A 19,467-nucleotide genomic window follows, 5' to 3' on the forward strand; every position below is an offset into this window, starting at 1 on the left:
TTTTACAAATCAAATTTGTAGGTGATACCTGCTAAAATTTGTAACGGTTGTACTTGGTAATTTACAAAAGGTTCGTATTTTTCACCAAGAGCATTGTTTAGTTTTGCAAAAGCTGTTAGTCTGTCAGAGAAAATATAACCACCATTTATGTTTAAATCCATATACGATTTATTTTTTACAACAGTTCCTTCCTCAGGAATTTGACCGTATGAGATTACAAAGTCTTTTGTTGCTCCGCTATAAAATAATTTTGCACCTGCAAACCATTTATTTTTTTGAAAATCGGCAGAAATAGTTGCAGTAATTTCTGGTAAATTCCAAGCTTCTGCTTCATTTTCTGTAGAATAATTATTGTAATTAATAGTACTTCCAAAATTAAATTCTTTTGAAGCATCGATGGTTAATTCTCCAAAAAAGCCAAGAGTTTTAACATTGTCGTAAATTACATTAAAAGAATTTCCTGCTTCATAAGCGTTTGTAACTTCAAATGTACCATCTGTTTTGGATGCATTTTGAAGAAACAACGGTTTATTTTGTTCGTTTGTATGGCTCACATTAAAATTATAAGCAATATTTGAAGCGAGTTTTCCTTTTGCTCCTGCGAAAGCTTTGTATTGTTTATCGGTTTGTTGAATGTCTAAAGTTGGTGAAACATATGGATTTAAGAGTGTATAATCTTGATAAGTATTTTGCACTAAATCTCCTGTAGCACCAGCAACCAAAATAAAAATTTCATCAATTAACTTTAAAGAAGCTGTTACATTTGGGTATGCATAAAATTCATTTGTTTTATTGTCTAGGTCGCTAGAATAGTAAATTTTAGCACCTAAGTTAATGGTTAAATTATCTCTTAATACTTCAAAATTAGGACTTACTCCTAAGTTTAAATAGCTATATTTAAGATCATCTGTTGTAAGGTAATTTTGTTTAAACTTTCCTTTTACTAAGTCAACTAAAAACTCAGCATTTATTAATTCTGTAGAAATTGGAAATTCTAATTTAGGAGCTATTTTAAATCTAAACTCGTTACTTTTATAGTTATCTGAAAAATTCATTAATTCTGCAGTGGCTCCTTTAAAAAAGGAATCATTAAATTCAATGTTTCCACCTACATAAATATTTTTATATATTTGTTTTTCATCAATAGTATTTAAAATTGTTTCATCAAAATTTACAGCCGTTCCATAATAATTATAGAGCTTACGTTGTACGCCAGCATTAATTTGCCAGTTATAATATTTGTCGAAAAATTTATAAAAACCATCTATACGCGTATCAGCAAAATTATCATCTAATTGTAAATCTTTAATTCCACCTTCAGAAGAATGATGGTTAATAAATACACCTAAATCGTTATATCTTGGATCTCCAGTGTGTATATATGCTTCAAAAAGCGGACTGGTAAAGTTTCCAAAACCAGCAGAAATGTAATTTTCGAATAAACGTTCTTTTGGCGCTCTTTGTACACTTTTAGCTTTACCTTTTGAAGGTGTAAAAGTAGATGCTACTGGAATAGAAAAAATACTATAGGTTACCTTTTCTTTTTCTATTGTGGTTGTGGTGTCTATATTTGGATTTGACTTTACCTTAAAAGCGTCAGAAATTTTTGGAGTGTAGGGTTTTACTACTAAAATTTCTTCAGTACTTAAAGTATCTTTTTTAGTTTCTTGAGAAAAAGCACTATTAATTGTAAAAATAGCTAGTGTTATTATAAATAGCTTTCGCATAGGTTTTATTTTAAATGTTGAAAGTTTATAAAGTTTGTGAGTTGTATTGAATAAACTTGCCATTATTTTAATTTTTTACAGATTCGTTAGTTTTTGCGGCTTCAGTTTTAATTTTAGCTAAAGCTGTTTCGGCTTCTTCAACTACATCGTCGAATTGGGCAAAGTTTTTTATGACACTTTCTAATATATATGTTGCTTGGTAAGCGTCTTTTAATTCGTAATAATTCTTTGCCATTGTTATTAAGCCTTTTGCAGCCCAATATTTATATGCTGAATAATCTGAAGCAATTTTTTGAATAATCTGATTTGAAACACGGTAACTTCCATCTTTATTTTCAAAATATGCGCTGTAATATAATGCTTCAGCTTTTAGTTCTCCAGTAGCAATTGTTTCTACTTGAGCATATGCATTTCTTGCTTTAGTTTCATTGTTGGTTTTAATAGCTGAACGCGCAATTATTATATGCGCATCAGATTTTACACGGTTTTCTAATTTAGAATTTTTTAGTACTGTTTCAGCATATGCAACAGCATTGTTATAATCTTTGTTTTCGTAATAACCTTTCATTAAGTTAGATTGTGCAAACGTAATATTTTGAGGTAATTCGGCTTCTTTTTCTAAGCGTTCTAAAACAGGTGTTGCCTTTTGCCAATTGTTATTTTCTAAATATACCAGTGCTAATCTCGATAGAGCATTTTCGGTAAATTCATTTTGTTGTTGCTCTATTACATACGTGTAATGTGGAATAGTTTCTTGATGTTTATCTTCAGAAAATAATGACTGTGCTAAATAAAAATGTGATTGTAAGGCGTGTAATCCTTTAGGGAAATTTAATAAGTATTTTTTAAAACTTGAAATTGCTTTGCTGTGGTTGTTTTGTAAATATTGTTTTTCGGCAGACTCAAACATGTCATTATCTAAATCGGCATCAGATACTTCAACAAAATCAACTGTTTGTATCCATCTAGCATATTCGTCTACATTTCCTAAATCTACATAAATTTGACGAGCATCTTTTACGGCTTGTCTAGCTTCAGCAGTATTTGGAAAATTTGTTACAACAGATTTATACGTTGTTAATGCTTCTTCGTTTTTATCGGTATTGTAATAAATTAATCCTTTTTTTAATAGCGCTTTAGAAACTAACGGACTTCTTTTATAATCCTTAATTAAATTATTAAAACTAGTAATTGCTTGTTGATTTTGTCCTTTTTTAATGTACGAATTTCCTAAAACATAAAAAGCATCATCTCTATAAGTTGATCTAGCATGTGAGTTTAAAAACGAATTTAAAGTTTCAATTTTAGCGTTTTCGTTTCCTGTTAAACCGTAACAAATGGCCTTTTGAAATTGTGCATAATCTCTATCTATTCCATTAATTTCAATAGCTTTATTGTAATAGTTAATAGCATTTGTATAGTCGCTATTTACAAAGTAACCATCAGCAATTCTTAAGTAACTATCATTTGTTCTAATTTTATCTCCGGTATTATTAGAAATGTATTTTTTAAATGTTTTAATAGCATTTGTATAGTCTTTTTGCTTAAAATAAGCATAGGCAATATTGTAATCTATATGTTCAAATTCTGGAGTATTATAAGCTTTAGAATTTGCTTTAAACATATTAAAATCGGTTAAAGCATCTTTAAAATTGTTTAACCTATGGTTGGTTTCACCTTTCCAAAAAGTAGCTTTTGCGGTAATAGTTTCATCTAAAGCTACCGTTAAAGAATTTTCAAAATTTTCTTTAGCTTGGTTGTATGCTCCTTCAGAAAAAAGTTCTGAACCTCTGTAAAATGCAACTTTTTGAAATAAGGCTTGTTCTTTAGTTCCTTTTTTGTTTTTCAAAAATTCTAAAGCTCCTTTATAATCTTTTGATGTAATATAGGCGCTAATTATTAGGTTATCAATTTCTTCTTTGTGAACAGATTTTGGATACAATTCTATATATTCTTGTAAAACTTCAGGTACACTTTTATAAGGATTCCCTATTTGGTAACTAAGTTTTGCATAATTTAACCAAGCATCTTTTTGAATTTCTGGCTCATATTTCATTTGTGCTGCATTTCTAAATGCATTTAAAGCCTCATTTTTTTGATCTAGTTTTAGATAACATTCGGCTAAATGATAGAAAGCATTTTGAGCTACACCATTATTTCCATCAATTATTTTATTGAAATTGTTGATGGCATTTTCATAATCGTTTTGTTTGTAGTACGAATATCCCAATAAATAATAATCGGTATTATTCCATTTTCCGCGTTTACCTTTGTAATTTTTTAAATGCGGAATAGCCTCATCATATTTTTGGAGGTTAAAATAACTTTCACCTACAATTTTAGAAATTTCAGAATGTTCTAATCCTCTAGCTCTTTCTAATAATGGTTCACCTTTTTCAATGGCAATTTCAAATTTTCCTAATTTAAAATTCATATCAGCCAAATAGTAAGAAACATCTTTTTTAAACGAGGTATCTTCTTCAACTTCACCTAAATACTTACCAGCGGTATCATAATCGTCTTGATTGTAAGCGATAAAACCGTAGTAATATTTAGCTTGCGCTCCATATTCTTGCGAGTCTAATAAATTTAAGAAGTAATTTTTAGCTTTGCTATAATTTTTAGTTGCAAACAAAGAATACGCATATTTAAAATTATAGGTTTCTTCTTGTTTTATAGATAGATTTGTAGTGTTAACTTTTTTATACCATTTTGCAGCATAAGAATATTTACCAACTTTATAGTAATAATCTGCCACATCTATAAAAGCGCCATTTCTTTTGTTACTTGTTGGATATTTATCAACAAATTCTTGCATTAAATCGTCCGAATTTCGTTGGCCTAATACAATGGCACAATTTGCAGCGTAATATTCGCAATTAGCTTTAAGCTCTGAAGTGGTGTCGAATTCACTTTTTAGCGCATTAAATTTGTGCTGCGCGGCAACATAAGCTTTGTTTTGATATAATTCAACTGCGTGGTTATATTCTTTAAGTGGATTTGTGTAAATGGCTGATTTTTGTGCAGAAACAGCTCCGAAGATAAAAAATATAATGAAAGGTAATACACTATTTTTATAATTCATTCTAATAAAAATTGAAAGTTTAAAACTATAATCTAATAACGCAATTTTTTTTCAAAATTGCATATACTATTCGTTTTTTTATCAAAATATTATAACAAAAACTATACCTTATATTTAAAATTGAATTGTAGAATTTTAAATTAATTAATTATTAGTTGTTTAGATGTTGAAAATTTATAATTAAATATTTAGATTTGTTAAAAATCATTATTAGATGTCAGAAGCAATACTTTCTTTACAAAATGCTGAAATTTTTCAACGCGAAAATTTAGTCTTATCCAATGTAAACCTTACAATTAATACAGGAGAATTTGTGTATTTAATTGGTAAAACAGGAAGTGGAAAAAGTAGTTTAATGAAAACATTATACGGCGATTTAAACTTACAGAAAGGTACAGGCAGTATTGTGGGTTTTAATTTAAATACCTTAAAAGAGAAGGAAATTCCATTTTTAAGAAGAAAACTAGGGATTGTTTTTCAAGATTTTAAATTGTTGAACGATAGAAATGTATTTGAAAATTTAAAATTTGTTTTAAAAGCAACTGGTTGGAAAGATGCTTCTAAAATTGAATCTAAAATTAATGAGGTTTTAGGTAAAGTAGGTATGGAAACCAAAGGATTTAAAATGGCTTTTCAGTTATCTGGAGGAGAACAACAACGTGTTGCAATTGCCAGAGCTTTATTAAATGATCCCGACTTAATTTTAGCAGATGAACCAACTGGAAATTTAGACCCAGCGACTTCTGTAGGTGTTATGAATGTTTTAAATGAAATACACAATGCCGGAAAAACTATTTTAATGGCAACACACGATTATGCACTTATTTTAAAATATCCACATAAAACTATTAAATGTGAAGGTGGTGAGTTATTTGAAGTTGTGCAGCAGCAGGGAGCTTCTTAAGAATGATTTCTATATTAATTCCAATATTTAACTACAATACAACACCTCTTGTTGAAATTATTCATAAACAATTAGAATTATTACATATTAATTATGAAATTATTTGTGTTTGTGATGCTTCAACTGAATTTAGAGAAAAAAATAAGGCGATTAATAGTTATTCAAATACTCAATTAATTTTATTAAAAACGAATATTGGAAGAAGTAAGATAAGAAACTTATTGGTTGAAAAATCTAACTATAATTGGTTGTTGTTTTTAGATGCAGACGTACTTCCTCAAAGCGATTTTTTTATTAAAATATATCTCGATTTAATTAAGAATTCAAGTGATAAAGTATTTTGTGGAGGTTTAGTTTATAAAAATGAATATCCTGAAAAAGAAAAATGTTTACGGTGGATTTATGGTAAAAAACGCGAACAAATTTCTGTTGAAAGAAGAAAACAAAATCCGTATCAATTTGTTACTGGAGCTAATATTTTAATTCATAAATCAATTTTTAATACAATAAAATTTAATGAAGCAATAGTTAATTATGGTTATGAAGACGTGCTGTTTATTGAAGATTTAAAATTAAAAGAAATTGCTATTTTACATGCTCAAAACCCTGTTTTTCACCTTGGAATAGAACGTAGTTTGGTTTTTTTAAATAAGACTAAAGAAGCTTTAGAAAATTTACATAACTTAAATTCAAAAGGAGTTTTAATAGGAAGCAATTTAAAAATAATAAAGTTTTTTAAACTATTGAGCAATTTAAAATTGATTTGGTTTGTATCTATGTTGTTTAAGATTTTTAAAAGAGTATTAGAATGTAATTTATTAAGTAAAATGCCTTCTTTATTTTTATTTGATATCTATAAAATTGGATATTATTGCTCTGTTGATTTGGTAAAAAGAGGAAAGTAGGGTATTAAGTGTTTTTTGGTAATTTTACTAATTATCATTTTAAATTAGTATAAAATTTTTTTAAATGTTCACTTTCATTTTCCCAAGTAAGTGTTTTTTTAGCTGTTTCTAAATTAGAATTATAAAATTCTTTTCCTTTTTGTAGCATTGTTGAAATTTGAATTGCTAATTTTTCTGGATTTCTATCTTGTATAATTTCTCCAACAGAAAATTGCTGAATAATTTTTTTCATTTCAGGTAAATCTGAAACTAAAACAGGAACTTTGGCTTGTATATAATCAAATAGTTTATTGGGTAAGGCAAATTTATAACTTAGGCCAAAGTCTTCTTCAAAACTAATACCTAGATCTGCTAAAGGTGTTATTTTTTGAAGTTCATTTGGTGACTGTTTTGGAATTAGTTTTACTTTTTCTTTTAAATTTAAAACTTTTATTTGTTGAAGTAACTCTTTTTCAATATCTCCATTACCAATAATTACAAAAATAGAATTTTCAATAAATTGCATTGTTGTAATCATTAACTCCAATCCACGTGCTTTATTGATGGCGCCTTGGTATAAAATAATTTTATTATTTTTTATATCAAAAGGGAGTTCATCTTTTAGAATTTTATTAGTTGCAATGGGTAAATTTCTAATTGTTATAAAATTGGTTTTATATTTTAAGTTATAATAATTAGCAATTGAGTTGCTTACCGTATAACAATTTTTAATTTTTGGAAGTATATTTTTTTCAATAGTTAACCAAAATTTTTGAACAAATAGTCTGTTAATTAATTCTGGAACTTCGGTAAAAAGTTCGTGACTATCATAAACCAATTTTAATTTAAAAATTTTACTGATTAAAAAGTTGGGAAGTAATGTGTCTAAATCGTTACTTAATAAAATATCTTTTTTTAAAAAAAGTAATTTAAAGAATAAACGCAAATTATATTCGGCATAAAATAAAAAGCCTTTTTTAAATAAAAGTTTAAATCGAAATGTTTTATAGTTTCTATTTAGATTTTGACTGTTTTTAAGTTTTCTACCAATTACTAAAACATCAAATCCCATTTGAGTTAACGTAATACATACTTTATGAACTCGTTGGTCTGTTGTTAAATCGTTGGTTACAGAAACTAATATACGTTTCAATAGAGTATTTTTAAATGTTTTCTTTTACAGTTTGTTTTCTTTTTATGGTTAAATAATAAATATTAGCCATTAAAATAAAAGTATTAGTTATAATTATTGGCCAAGAAATTGCAAGCATAAAGCCATAAATTACAAATAGTATTGCGCCAATTGAATTAATAATTCTTAATGTTGAAAGGTTTTTCATTAAAAATGAAATAATTAGAGCAACAGAAGCTAAATAGCCAATCCATTCAGTATAAGTAATGTTAAATATCATATTTTTTTATTTATTGCAAAGGTATAAGAAAAAAGGGAAGGTCTCTAAAAAAAGAAACCTCACTCAAAAATGAGTGAGGAAAATTGCTATGAAAAAGATTGATAAGTCTTTCAACTTATCGATACAAATATACGAATTAATTTAAATAAAATCAGAGTATTTTGTTAAAAAAATCACAAAATAATTTTAATATTAAAAGTATGTCTATTCTTCTTTTATTGCTTCGTATATTAAGTTGTGAATATTTGATCTAATGTCTTTTTCTCCAAGTTTATTATTAGTCATTGTAGGATAGACTCTATTAGATAAAAATACATATAAAATACCATTGTCCGGATCGGCCCATGCAAATGTTCCTGTAAAACCACTATGTCCAAAACTGTTATCAGAAGCATATTTACTACTAGCTTTAATTTCAGGGTCTAAGCTAGGTTTATCAAAAGCAAGTCCTCTTCTAATACTATCTTTTTCGTAATATCTATGATTGAATTTATCAATTGTTTTACTTTCAAAATACCTTTTGCCTCCATAAGTCCCTTTTTGTAAATACATTTGCATAATCTTAGCAATATCATTGGAGTTTGAAAATAAACCTGCATTTCCGCTTACGCCGTTCATCATTCCTGCTCCCATATCGTGTACATAACCTCTTATTGTTTGGTGCCTAAAATAATCATCTATTTCGGTAGGTGCAATTTCAGAAGCATCGAACTTTTCTAAAGGATTGTATGTTAATGTGTTTGAACCTAAAGGTTTATAGAAATATTCAGTATTTAATTCATCCATTTCTTTATGAAAGGTATCTTTAATGTATTTTTTAAATAAATAAAATAAAAGACCACTATATTTATAACCTTTAGTTTTTCTTTGTGGAACTTCTGCAATCTTTTTATAAATAGAATCTGTATATGAATTTGCTAAAAATAAGTTTTCGGCTACTTTAATAGAAAAGTCTTTACTTTTAGAAGTTCTGTATAAATTATCAAATGGTTTTTTTGTTATACTGTCAACTGTTTCTAAGTAATAAGGAATCCAAGGAGCTATTTTTCCAACATGAGATAAAGCTTCTTTCATAGTTATGGTATCTTTATTAGAACCTTTTAGATATGGTAAAAACTCACCAAGTGTGGTTTCTAAGTCAAACAATCCCATTTCTTCACTTTTCATAATCATAGGAAGTCCTCCCAAAATTTTTGTAACTGAAGCTAAATCGTATAAATCGGTGATTTTTACTTTTTGTTTTTTATCGTACGTATGATAACCGAAACTTTTATGATATACAACTTTTCCATAGCGCGCTACTAAAACTTGTCCGCCAGGCGCCATTGCAGAATCTACCACCATTGTTGTTAAAGAATCAATTTTAGAAAGTAATTTACTATCCATATCAACTTCTTCTGGAATGGTATAAGACAATCTCATTAAGTTTGGAGTTGTTAGTCCTGTTCCTTCAGGAAAAAATTTATGAATTGAAACAGGTAATTTTCCTTTAGCACTTAATGCGCCAAAAACTATTTGTGCTGAAATTTCTTGAGATTCTTTACTGTTTTGATAAGAAACTAAAACAGCTTCTATATTGCTGAAATCTTTTATATCTAAAAGAGCGTAAGGACTAGCAAAAACGTTAAAAATTACATTGTTGTTTTTAGAAATGCTTTGCAGCCAACTAAGTTCTTGTTCACTCATTTTAAAACTTTTCCAAGGGTTTTCGTTAGATTTATGATAACCAACAATAACAGTGTTGTACGGTTTTAGTTTTGTAAGCAATTCATTTAGGTTATCTGCCGAAATTATATCAACTTGTGTGTATTTTTTTAGAGTATTTGTATAATCAAAGTTGTCTGAATCTCCCAATTTAACATACGCAATTTTATTATTTACTAAATCTTCAATTGGTAAAATAGCTTTTTTATTTTGAACAAGTGTTATAGCTTCTTTCATTAAAGAATTGTATAAAACTTTGTCTTTTGGAGTAATAATATCTTCTTGAATTCCTGTTTCTTTAATAGGTTGAAAGTTGTGTAAACCCGCCCAATATTTAGCTTTTAGTATTTTTTTAACCGATTCGTTTAATCGTTCTTCGGTAAAAAGGTTGTTTTTAAGCGCAGCTTTTATCTTTTTAACAGCAGCTTTTACATCTTCAGGAATTAAAAGCATATCATTTCCAGCTAAAAAAGCTGCTAAATCTATATCTCCTGGTTTAGCATAATTTGCAGCACCTTTCATATTTAAGGCATCTGTAAAAATTAAACCATTATAACCCATTTTTTCTTTTAAAAGTTCTGTTATTACTTTATAAGATATAGATGTTGGTACACCTGGTTTTGTTTCTAAAGCAGGAACATTTAAATGCGCCACCATTACACTGGCTAATTTTGTTTTAAATAATTCTTTGTACGGAAATAATTCAAGAGACTCTAAACGTTCTAAAGTAAAATCTAAAAAAGGAAGTGTTTTATGAGAGTCTGTTGAGGTGTCTCCATGACCTGGAAAATGTTTGGCATTAGCTAAAACTCCAGCGCGTTGCATACCATTGGTAAAAGCAATAGCTTTTTCGCTAACATTGTGTTTGTTTTCTCCAAAAGAACGATTTCCAATAATAGGGTTTTCTGGGTTTGTATTAATGTCTACTACTGGTGCAAAATTTATATGAATTCCAATTCTTTTACAGTGTTCACCTAATTGTTCTCCAAATTGTTCAATTAATTTATTGTTTTGAACTGCACCTAGGGTCATGTTCCAAGGGTAACGAAACGAATTTTTTAAACGCATATTTAATCCCCATTCTCCGTCAAAACCAATTAGTAAAGGGATTTTAGAGGTTTCTTGAAATAGGTTTGTTAATTCTGCTTGTTTTTCAGGAGTTCCTTGCATAAATATAAGACCACCAACATGGTATTTTTTAATCATTTTGTTGATGTATGCTTTGTGTTTTCTGTCTTTATTAGAATATGCTTGAATCATAAAAAGTTGACCAATTTTTTCGTCTAAAGTTAGCTCACTCATTATGTTTTCAACCCATTTTTCTTGGTTCTCTATGTCAGGTGTTACTAAAGGATCAATTTGTTGTCCATAACTTTTAATTAATAATAAGAAAAGACTTACAGCTATTATTTTTTTCATTTTTAATTGGGTTTTATTCGTTTAGCAGAACACCAGTTCCGTTTAATTTAGAAAATTCAATATTTCCATTTTTTAAAGTTACACCTTTGGCAATATCATCTTTTAACAATAAAGCGCCATCCATATCTACATAATCTAATAGAGGGGTTAAATGTGCTATTGCTGAAATTCCTACGGAAGATTCTGTCATACAGCCAACCATAGTTTTTAAACCTAAAGATTTTGCTTTGGCTAACATTCTTTTTGCAGGGGTTAAGCCACCACATTTCATTAGCTTTATATTTACACCATGAAAGTGTTTGTAACATTTTTGTATATCACTTTCAACAATACAACTTTCATCTGCAATTATAGGTAAATGTGAATTTTCATAAACAATTCTTGAGCCACTCCAGTCGTCTGCAGGAATTGGTTGTTCTATAAATTCGACACCTAATTTTTTTAATTCTATTGAGTTTTTAATGGTTTCTGTTGCATTCCATCCGCAATTGGCATCAATTCTAAATATTGAATTAGAATGTTTTCTTAACTCAGTAACTATTTTAATATCTTCTTGTGTTCCTAACTTAATTTTATAGATAGGCCAAGGCGTTTCTTTCATTTTTGAAACCATTTTTTCTACAGTATCTATGCCAATTGTATAATTTGACTGAGGAAGGTTTTCAAGGTTTAAATTCCAATATTGATATAGTTTTAATTCTTTTAAACGCGCATATAAATCTGTGTAGGCTTCATCAATAGCACACAATAAAAACATATTATTTGCAAAGTGAGGTTGTAAATAATTCCAATATTCTTCGGGTGTTTTATCAGAAAAAATTTCAATAATATTTCTTTTTTCTATAAGCTCAGCATTAAACTGTTCTGTTGTTGTATGGTAGTATGGATTGGCAGTTGCTTCTCCAAAACCAGAAACTCCATTGTGTTTTAATTCTACAATTATTGAAGGAATTTGGGTTCTGGTTCCTCTAGATAATGTAAATGGATGTTTTAATTTTAAATTATATGTACGAATAATTAATTTCATTATAATAGTGCTTCTCTTAAAATTGATATTGGATGTTTTGATAGTACTTGAGTTCCATCTTTTATCTGATGTCTGCAACTTGTTCCAGCAGCAGCAATAATTGTTTCACTATCATTATTTCTAATTTTTGGAAATAAAGTGTCTTCACCAACTTGCATACTTATTTTGTAATGTTCTTTTTCATAACCAAAAGAGCCAGCCATACCACAACAGCCTGTGTTTAAAATAGTGACTTTATAATTTTGAGGAATAGAGAGCATTTTAAATGTTGGCTCTGTACTACTCAACGATTTTTGCTGACAATGGCCGTGAATTTTTAAGGTTGCCTCTTTGTTTGTAAAACTGCTGGATTTAATATTGTTTTTTTCGAATTCTTGTTTTATAAATTCTTCAATAGTAAATGTGTGTTTAGCAATTTTTTTAGCAGCTTCTTTGTCATCAGCAAGCCTTAAATATTCATCTCTAAAAGATAAAATTGCAGATGGCTCAATACCTACTAAAGGTGTTTCTTTTGAAATGCTATTTTTGAAAAATTTCACGTTAAAATCAGCTATTTTTTTAGCTTTATCTAAAACTCCTTTTGAAATAAAACTCCTACCACTTTCTAGGTGTTTTGTTATATTTACTTTGTAACCTAGTTTTGTTAATAGTTCTATAGTATCAATACCAATATTGGCATCGTAAAGGTTGGTGAACTCATCAACAAATAAATATAATTCACCAAATTTTGTAGGTTGTGCTAATAATCGGGCTTTATTTTTTTTGTACCAGCTATAAACAGTTCTTTTGGCTAAATTAGGAATGCTTCTTTTTGGGGCAATACCCATTATTTTTTTGGTAATTGTTGTGTTTAAAATAAAGTTAGTAAGTGTAGGAGTGAGGCTACCTAAAGTATTCCATTTTACGTTTTCTGCAAACATTTTGGTTCTAAAAGGAATACCATTTTCTTTATAATATTGGTGAAGAAATTCAGCTTTTAAAGCGGCTATATCTACATTACTAGGGCATTCGCTAGCACAAGCTTTACAGCTTAGGCATAAATCGAAAACATCGTATAATTCTTTATGATTGAATTTATTTTTTTTGTCAGAATTTGTCAAAAATTCACGAAGCGTATTGGCTCTAGCACGTGTTGTGTCTTTTTCGTTTCTAGTAGCTCTGTAGCTTGGGCACATTGTTCCGCCTGCTTCTGGTAGTTTTCTACAATCTCCAGAACCATTACATTTTTCGGTAGCTCTTAAAATACCTAAACTATCGGTAAAATCTTGAATTGTATTAATTTCAGGTTCTTTTCTATCTGCAGAATAACGTAAGCTTTTATCCATTGGAAATGGATTAACTATTTTTCCTTTATTAAATACATTGTTAGGATCGAATGTATTTTTTATACGTTTTAAAAGTTCATAATTTTTAGCGCCAATCATTTGAGGAATAAATTCAGCTCTCACAATTCCATCTCCGTGTTCTCCACTAAAGGAACCTCCATATTTTTTTACTAATTGTGCTGTTTTTGTAGTAATTTCTCTAAATAAAACTATGTCTTCTTGCTTTTTTAAATTTAAAATAGGTCTTAAATGTAATTCACCGGCACCAGCGTGTGCATAATACACTGCTTCTTGATCGAAATCTTTCATCATTTTGGTGAATTCAGCAATATAATTTGGTAGGTCTGTAACTTCTACGGCGGTGTCTTCAATACAAGCTACAGCTTTATTATCTCCAACAATATTTCCTAATAGTCCCAATCCTGCTTTTCGAAGGTTTACGGCTTTATCAATATCGCTATTTACTAATTTAGGATATGCATATCCGAATTTTTTCGATTGTAAATCTTCGATTAAAGCATCGGCTAATTTGTTAGATTCATCGTTAGAATCTGTACAAATTTCAAGCATTAATATTGCTTTTGGATCGCCTTCAACAAAAAATCTATTTTTTAATTGCTCTCTATTGTTTTTTGTACAATCTAAAATGGTTTTATCCATTAGTTCGCAGGTATACAAATTGTGTTTCATTGCAATTACAACAGCTTCCATGCTTTCTTGTATACTGTTAAAATGCGCTGCCACCATTATGTTTTTTGTTGGAGGAAGTGTATCTAATTGTAATGTGATTTCGGTTGTAAAAGCTAATGTACCTTCACTTCCAGTTAATAATGTAGCTAAATTTAATTGTTGATTTGTACCTCCAAAACCTTCATAATTTAAAAGTTTATCTATGGCATATCCGTTATTTCTTCTGTGGATACTATTTTTAGGAAATTCTTTTTTTATTTCTTGTTGGATTTCTTCATTTGTTAATTCATTAAAAATTTTAGTGTAAATTTTGCTTTCTAATGAATTTTCTTTCATTTTATTTGAAAACTGTTCAGTGTTTAAACTGTTGAAAACAGCTTCGGTACCATCACTTAAAATGGCGTTTAATTCAAGTACTTTATCTCTAGTTACTCCATACTTTATTGATGTTGTACCGGAAGAGTTGTTGCCAACCATACCACCAATAGTACATCTATTACTTGTTGAGGTATTTGGACCAAAAAACAATCCATAAGGTTTTAAAAAATCGTTTAGTTGGTCTCTAACAACACCCGGCTGAACAGTTACAGTTTTATTATGTTTGTTAAAATCTATAATCTTAGTAAAATGCTTAGATATATCTACAACTAAACCATCACCAACACATTGGCCTGCAAGTGAAGTTCCTGCGGCTCTAGGAATTAGTGTAATATTATTTTGGGTAGCAAAATTAATGAGTTTTTTTATGTCCTCGTTATTTTTAGGATAGGCAACAGCTAATGGTATTTTTTTATATACAGACGCATCTGTTGCATAGATACTTTTATGTAAATTATCAAAAAAAACTTCTCCAGTTAATAAATTAGATAAGTTGTTTAAATCTATTTTTTTGGAAGACATAATTTAATGATTTAAGCATTGTATATAATTCCGCTACTGTGATTTTTACTTGCTCCAGTAACACTTTTTAAACAGTTATTTTTTTCTTCATTTTTTAAATAGCCCAATAATGCAAATACCAAAGCTTCTTTGTAATTAATAATTTCATCAGTTGGTATTATTAATTGTGTTTTGGTATAAGATTGTAATCTATCTATAAGAAAACCGTTGTAAGCGCCACCTCCAGCAATAAGCATTTTTTTAGAAGGGTTAGAGTCAATTTTTTTAGCTATTTGTATAGCAATATGTTCTACAAATGTTCTTAAAATATCTTTTGTTTCAAGGTTGTATTTGTTAATTATAGGGAAAATAGTTTCAACAATAAATTCATACCCTAAAGATTTAGGTTTAATAGCGTTATAAAAAGGTAGTTCGTTTAATTCTTTTAATAAGTTTGTTTCAATGCTTCCAGTTGATGCAATTTCGCCATTATTGTCATATTCAAGGTTTAAAGAATTTACATAATGATTTAATACAATATTAACAGGGCAAATGTCATAAGCAATACGTAATTTGTTTTCTCTCATAGAAATGTTAGAAAAGCCACCTAAGTTTAAGCAATAATCATATTCAGAAAATAATAATGCATCACCAATAGGAACTAATGGAGCACCTTGCCCACCAAGAGCAACATCTTGTACTCTAAAATTACAAATAGTTTTAACACCTGTAATTGTATTTATATAAGGTCCATTTCCAATTTGAAGCGTGTAATGTTCGCTAGGGTTGTGGTAAATTGTATGTCCGTGAGAAGCTATAAAATCTAATTTTTCAATATTATTCTCAGCAATAAAATTTTTTAATATAGTTCCTAAGAAAATACCATAATCCGCATCGAGTTTAGTTAATGCTTCACCAGATAAATGAAATCCATTTTTTAATGCCTTTTTCCAATCTGGGTGGTATGGAATTGTAACTGCTTTAATAATTTTAAATTGAAATGAAGCTTCAGAAGTAAGTTTAATATAAGCGATATCTATACCGTCTAGAGAAGTACCACTCATAACTCCAATACAGTATTTTGTTTTATGTTCCATTTAAATAATTTTTAACAACCCAATGGTTTTTAGCGAATTGAGTTTGGCTTTAATAAAGTTTTATTGAATGAGCTTATTTTTATAAGCATCTAAAGCATTTTTAACACTTTTATGTTCTTTAAGTAATTCAGAGGCTAATTCTTGGTTTATATGTAATTCATCCATTAGCATTAAAATACCACGGTTTACTAATTTAGCATTAGATAATTGCATATGAACCATTTTATTGTCTTTAACACGACCAAGTTTTATCATAACAGAAGTTGTTATCATATTTAAAGCTAACTTTTGGGCTGTTCCAGATTTCATACGGGTGCTTCCGGTTACAAATTCAGGTCCAACAACTATTTCTACAGGTAAATCTGCCGCTTTAGCAACGGGGCTATCGGTATTACAAACAATACAGCCTGTACTAATACCATGTAATTTAGCAGTCTTAAGTCCGCCAATTACATAAGGGGTTGTTCCTGAAGCCGCAATTCCAACTAAAACATCTTTGTCTGTTATATTATATTTTTGTAGGTCATGCCAAGCTAATTCAGTGTCATCTTCGGCATTTTCAACAGCTTTTCTAAGTGCAAAATCGCCACCTGCAATTAACCCTATTACCCAATTATCTGGAACACCAAAAGTTGGAGGGCATTCAGAAGCATCTAAAACACCTAATCTTCCGCTTGTTCCGGCTCCAATATAAAAAAGGCGACCACCTTCTTTCATTTTAGAATGAATTAAATTTACTAATTTTTCAATTGAAGGGAGGGCCTTTTCAATTGCGTTTGGTACTGTTTTATCTTCATTATTTATATTTGAGAGTAATTCTAAAGTACTCATTTTTTCAAGATTATTATAATTTGAAGATTGTTCTGTGGTTGGTTTATTTTTCATTTTTAGTTGATACAATAATTAAACATAATATTGTTAAAAGTGCGTTTACTAGTATATTCATAAATCCTAAATCAAAAGAGAATTTAGTAATAAATAGATAGTTTAAGTAATAGGTGAGAAGCGGCATAAGAACGCATATATACGGAACTGCAGCATCTTTTATTTTTATTTTTGTAAAAATACCAAGTAGATAAAGTCCTAATAAAGGACCGTACGTATAACCTGCTACTTTAAATATTGTAGAAATTACATCTCCTTTACTTTCAGAGAATAGCATTATAATAGTAAATATTACAATAGAAAAACCTAATAAAACTTTGTTTTTTAATTGTTTCTTTTCTTTAGAGTTTTTATGTTGGATGTCTAGAAAATCATGTGTAAAAGAAGTAGTTAAAGCTGTTAAAGAAGAATCTACGCTTGAAAATGAAGCGGCTGTAATACCTAAAATAAAACTAACACTAGCTATAATTCCAAAATGATTTAAAGATAACATCGGAAATAAATCATCGGTATTAATAAATTTTCCGTTTAAAGTATCTAGTTGAATTCCGAAGTTTTCAGCATATAAATACAACATTACACCTAGACCTAAAAACAAAAATTGAGCTACAGCTAAAAATAAACTAAAGGTTAGAATATTGCTTTGAGCTTCTTTTTTATTTTTACAAGTAAGCGTTTTTTGCATCATATTCTGATCTAACCCAACCATTGCAATTGCAATTAAAAAACCTGAAATAAATTGTTTAAAGAAATTTGAACCAGAATTAAAATCCCAATCAAAAACTTTAAAGTATTTATGGTTTGTTACAGATGTAATAGTTTCTGAAATATCAAGATTTAAAGAGCTTTTTACTACATATATTGATACAACTGCGGCTAAAAGTAAAAAGAATGTTTGCAGTGTATCTGTCCAAACAATAGTTTTAATACCAGATTTATGGGTGTAAAACCAAATAAGTACAAGTATAATAATTACTGTAACATAAAAAGGAATGTTAAAAGAATCAAATACCGCAAATTGTAAAATTTTTGCAGCAAGCAATAAACGAAGTGCAGCTCCAAAAGATTGTGAAATTAAAAAAAACAGCGATCCTGTTTTGTATGTTTTAGTTCCAAATCTAGTTTCTAGGTAAGTATATATTGAAACTAGTTTTAAATCATAATAAATAGGTAAAAGAATATAAGTAATAAATACATAACCTACTACGTTTCCAAAAACAAATTGTAGGTAATAAAAATAATTTGTTCCAACCATACCAGGAATAGAAACAAATGTTACCCCAGACATTACAGCTCCAATCATACCAAAAGCAACAACTTGCCAAGGAGATTTTCTGTCACCTGTATAAAAAGAAGCGTCGCTAGAATTTTTTGAAGTAAAATAAGAGATTAACATTAGTATTCCGAAGTAGGAAGCAATGATGATTAAAATTAGTGTTGCACTCATTCGTGTAATTTATGGGTTTAGTATATAAGGTTCGTTTTTTTAGGTCCTAACATTTAAATTTCAAGTTCAATAATCAGTTAAATTTTAGAGTATATTAAATTTTTTAAAATTTGAATAAGTACCAAATTTAGATTTTTTATTCTAAAAGTACTAATAATAGATTGTAAAAATGCAAAATTTAATAGTAAAAACCGCAAAAAACCGCAAAAAACATTTATAAAATTGTAATTCCTTGATCTTTAAAATCGTTAAATATAGTATCGTTGGGGTCTATATCGGTAACTATTGTATGTATTTTTTGAATAGGAACAGCAGTGTATCTTTTTATTTCGTTTATTTTATTTTTAGTACAGAGAGCAATAACTTTGTTGCTAACAGAGATCATACACTTTTTAATATGAGATACTTCCCAATCGGGTTCGGTCATTCCATTAGAAACATTAATTCCACCTGTTCCCATAAAACATAGGTCGGCTCTTAATTCTGATATAGATGAAACTACATCAAGACCAACAGTTACTTGTGCGGCTTTATGAAGTTTTCCACCAATAAAAATGATTTCAATTGAGGGGTGTTCCGTTAATTGCAAGGCAATAGGAAGGCTATATGTGTAAATAGTTGCATTTATGTTTGATGGAATTATTTTTGCTAATTGTAAGTTGGTAGTACTACCGCTCATTATAATAACTTGACCTTCTTTAATTAATTTAACTGCTTTTTTTGCAATAATATTTTTTTCTTCTAGATTGTGATTGCTTCTTTCTTCATATGAAGGTGCTTTAGGATCTATTGGAAGTGCTCCACCATGTACTTTTTTTATTAAGCCATTTATAGATAGTTCATTAAGGTCTCTTCTTATTGTGTCTTCAGAAACTTTTAACTCTTGGCTAAGGTTAGAAGATAGTACTTTTCTATTTAATTTTATTTGATCTAGTATATAGTTTTGTCTTTCTTCTTTGAGCATGGCGTTTTTTTTGGTTTA

At 28.8% G+C, this 19,467-nt stretch carries 13 protein-coding genes; 2 read left to right on the forward strand and 11 right to left on the reverse strand.

What is annotated here, in order from left to right:
• Nucleotides 1-2: 2 nt before the first annotated feature.
• Nucleotides 3-1,727: a TonB-dependent receptor gene (locus MKD41_RS00415; RefSeq protein ID WP_240243480.1), complete on the reverse strand. Its 1,725-nt coding sequence runs from the start codon at nucleotides 1,725-1,727 to the stop codon at nucleotides 3-5.
• 67 nt (nucleotides 1,728-1,794) lie between these two features.
• Nucleotides 1,795-4,812 carry a tetratricopeptide repeat protein gene (locus MKD41_RS00420; protein WP_240243481.1) on the reverse strand — a complete coding sequence of 1,006 codons (3,018 nt, stop codon included), beginning with the start codon at nucleotides 4,810-4,812 and terminating at the stop codon, nucleotides 1,795-1,797.
• 214 nt (nucleotides 4,813-5,026) lie between these two features.
• On the opposite strand from MKD41_RS00420, the gene MKD41_RS00425 reads away from it, so the two are divergent.
• Nucleotides 5,027-5,716 carry a cell division ATP-binding protein FtsE gene (locus MKD41_RS00425; protein WP_240243482.1) on the forward strand — a complete coding sequence of 230 codons (690 nt, stop codon included), beginning with the start codon at nucleotides 5,027-5,029 and terminating at the stop codon, nucleotides 5,714-5,716.
• A gap of 2 nt (nucleotides 5,717-5,718) precedes the next feature.
• Complete coding sequence (locus MKD41_RS00430; RefSeq protein ID WP_240243483.1) at nucleotides 5,719-6,621, forward strand: glycosyltransferase family 2 protein; 903 nt, start codon at nucleotides 5,719-5,721, stop codon at nucleotides 6,619-6,621.
• Nucleotides 6,622-6,655: 34 nt separating this feature from the next.
• Here MKD41_RS00430 and MKD41_RS00435 read toward each other — a convergent pair whose 3' ends face one another.
• The 9 genes from MKD41_RS00435 to MKD41_RS00475 form a co-directional block, all read right to left on the reverse strand.
• Nucleotides 6,656-7,753 (reverse strand): glycosyltransferase, encoded by a 1,098-nt coding sequence (locus MKD41_RS00435; protein WP_240243484.1) that lies wholly within the window; start codon nucleotides 7,751-7,753, stop codon nucleotides 6,656-6,658.
• A 10-nt stretch (nucleotides 7,754-7,763) separates the two neighbouring features.
• On the reverse strand, nucleotides 7,764-8,012 hold the full coding sequence (locus MKD41_RS00440; protein WP_240243485.1) for a uroporphyrinogen decarboxylase: 249 nt from the start codon (nucleotides 8,010-8,012) through the stop codon (nucleotides 7,764-7,766).
• 204 nt (nucleotides 8,013-8,216) lie between these two features.
• The gene (locus MKD41_RS00445) at nucleotides 8,217-11,135 is read right to left on the reverse strand and encodes a glycoside hydrolase family 3 N-terminal domain-containing protein (RefSeq protein ID WP_240243486.1); all 2,919 of its coding nucleotides are present in this window, start codon (nucleotides 11,133-11,135) and stop codon (nucleotides 8,217-8,219) included.
• Between the two features lie 13 nt (nucleotides 11,136-11,148).
• The gene (locus tag MKD41_RS00450; protein ID WP_240243487.1) at nucleotides 11,149-12,162 is read right to left on the reverse strand and encodes a dipeptide epimerase; all 1,014 of its coding nucleotides are present in this window, start codon (nucleotides 12,160-12,162) and stop codon (nucleotides 11,149-11,151) included.
• Nucleotides 12,162-15,077, reverse strand: a complete 2,916-nt coding sequence (locus MKD41_RS00455; RefSeq protein ID WP_240243488.1) for an FAD-binding and (Fe-S)-binding domain-containing protein — start codon at nucleotides 15,075-15,077, stop codon at nucleotides 12,162-12,164. Before MKD41_RS00455 ends, MKD41_RS00450 begins: the two co-directional genes overlap by 1 nt.
• An 11-nt stretch (nucleotides 15,078-15,088) precedes the next feature.
• Nucleotides 15,089-16,153, reverse strand: coding sequence for an anhydro-N-acetylmuramic acid kinase (locus MKD41_RS00460; RefSeq protein WP_240243489.1), 1,065 nt, complete (start codon nucleotides 16,151-16,153; stop codon nucleotides 15,089-15,091).
• 60 nt (nucleotides 16,154-16,213) lie between these two features.
• Nucleotides 16,214-17,038, reverse strand: coding sequence for an N-acetylmuramic acid 6-phosphate etherase (murQ, locus tag MKD41_RS00465; RefSeq protein ID WP_240243490.1), 825 nt, complete (start codon nucleotides 17,036-17,038; stop codon nucleotides 16,214-16,216).
• The gene (locus tag MKD41_RS00470; RefSeq protein ID WP_240243491.1) at nucleotides 17,028-18,485 is read right to left on the reverse strand and encodes a sodium:solute symporter; all 1,458 of its coding nucleotides are present in this window, start codon (nucleotides 18,483-18,485) and stop codon (nucleotides 17,028-17,030) included. The genes murQ and MKD41_RS00470 overlap by 11 nt, the downstream gene beginning before the upstream one ends.
• Before the next feature lie 214 nt (nucleotides 18,486-18,699).
• The gene (locus MKD41_RS00475; RefSeq protein WP_240243492.1) at nucleotides 18,700-19,449 is read right to left on the reverse strand and encodes a DeoR/GlpR family DNA-binding transcription regulator; all 750 of its coding nucleotides are present in this window, start codon (nucleotides 19,447-19,449) and stop codon (nucleotides 18,700-18,702) included.
• Nucleotides 19,450-19,467: the final 18 nt, after the last annotated feature.

This window comes from Lutibacter sp. A64, assembly GCF_022429565.1.
Lineage (GTDB): Bacteria > Bacteroidota > Bacteroidia > Flavobacteriales > Flavobacteriaceae > Lutibacter.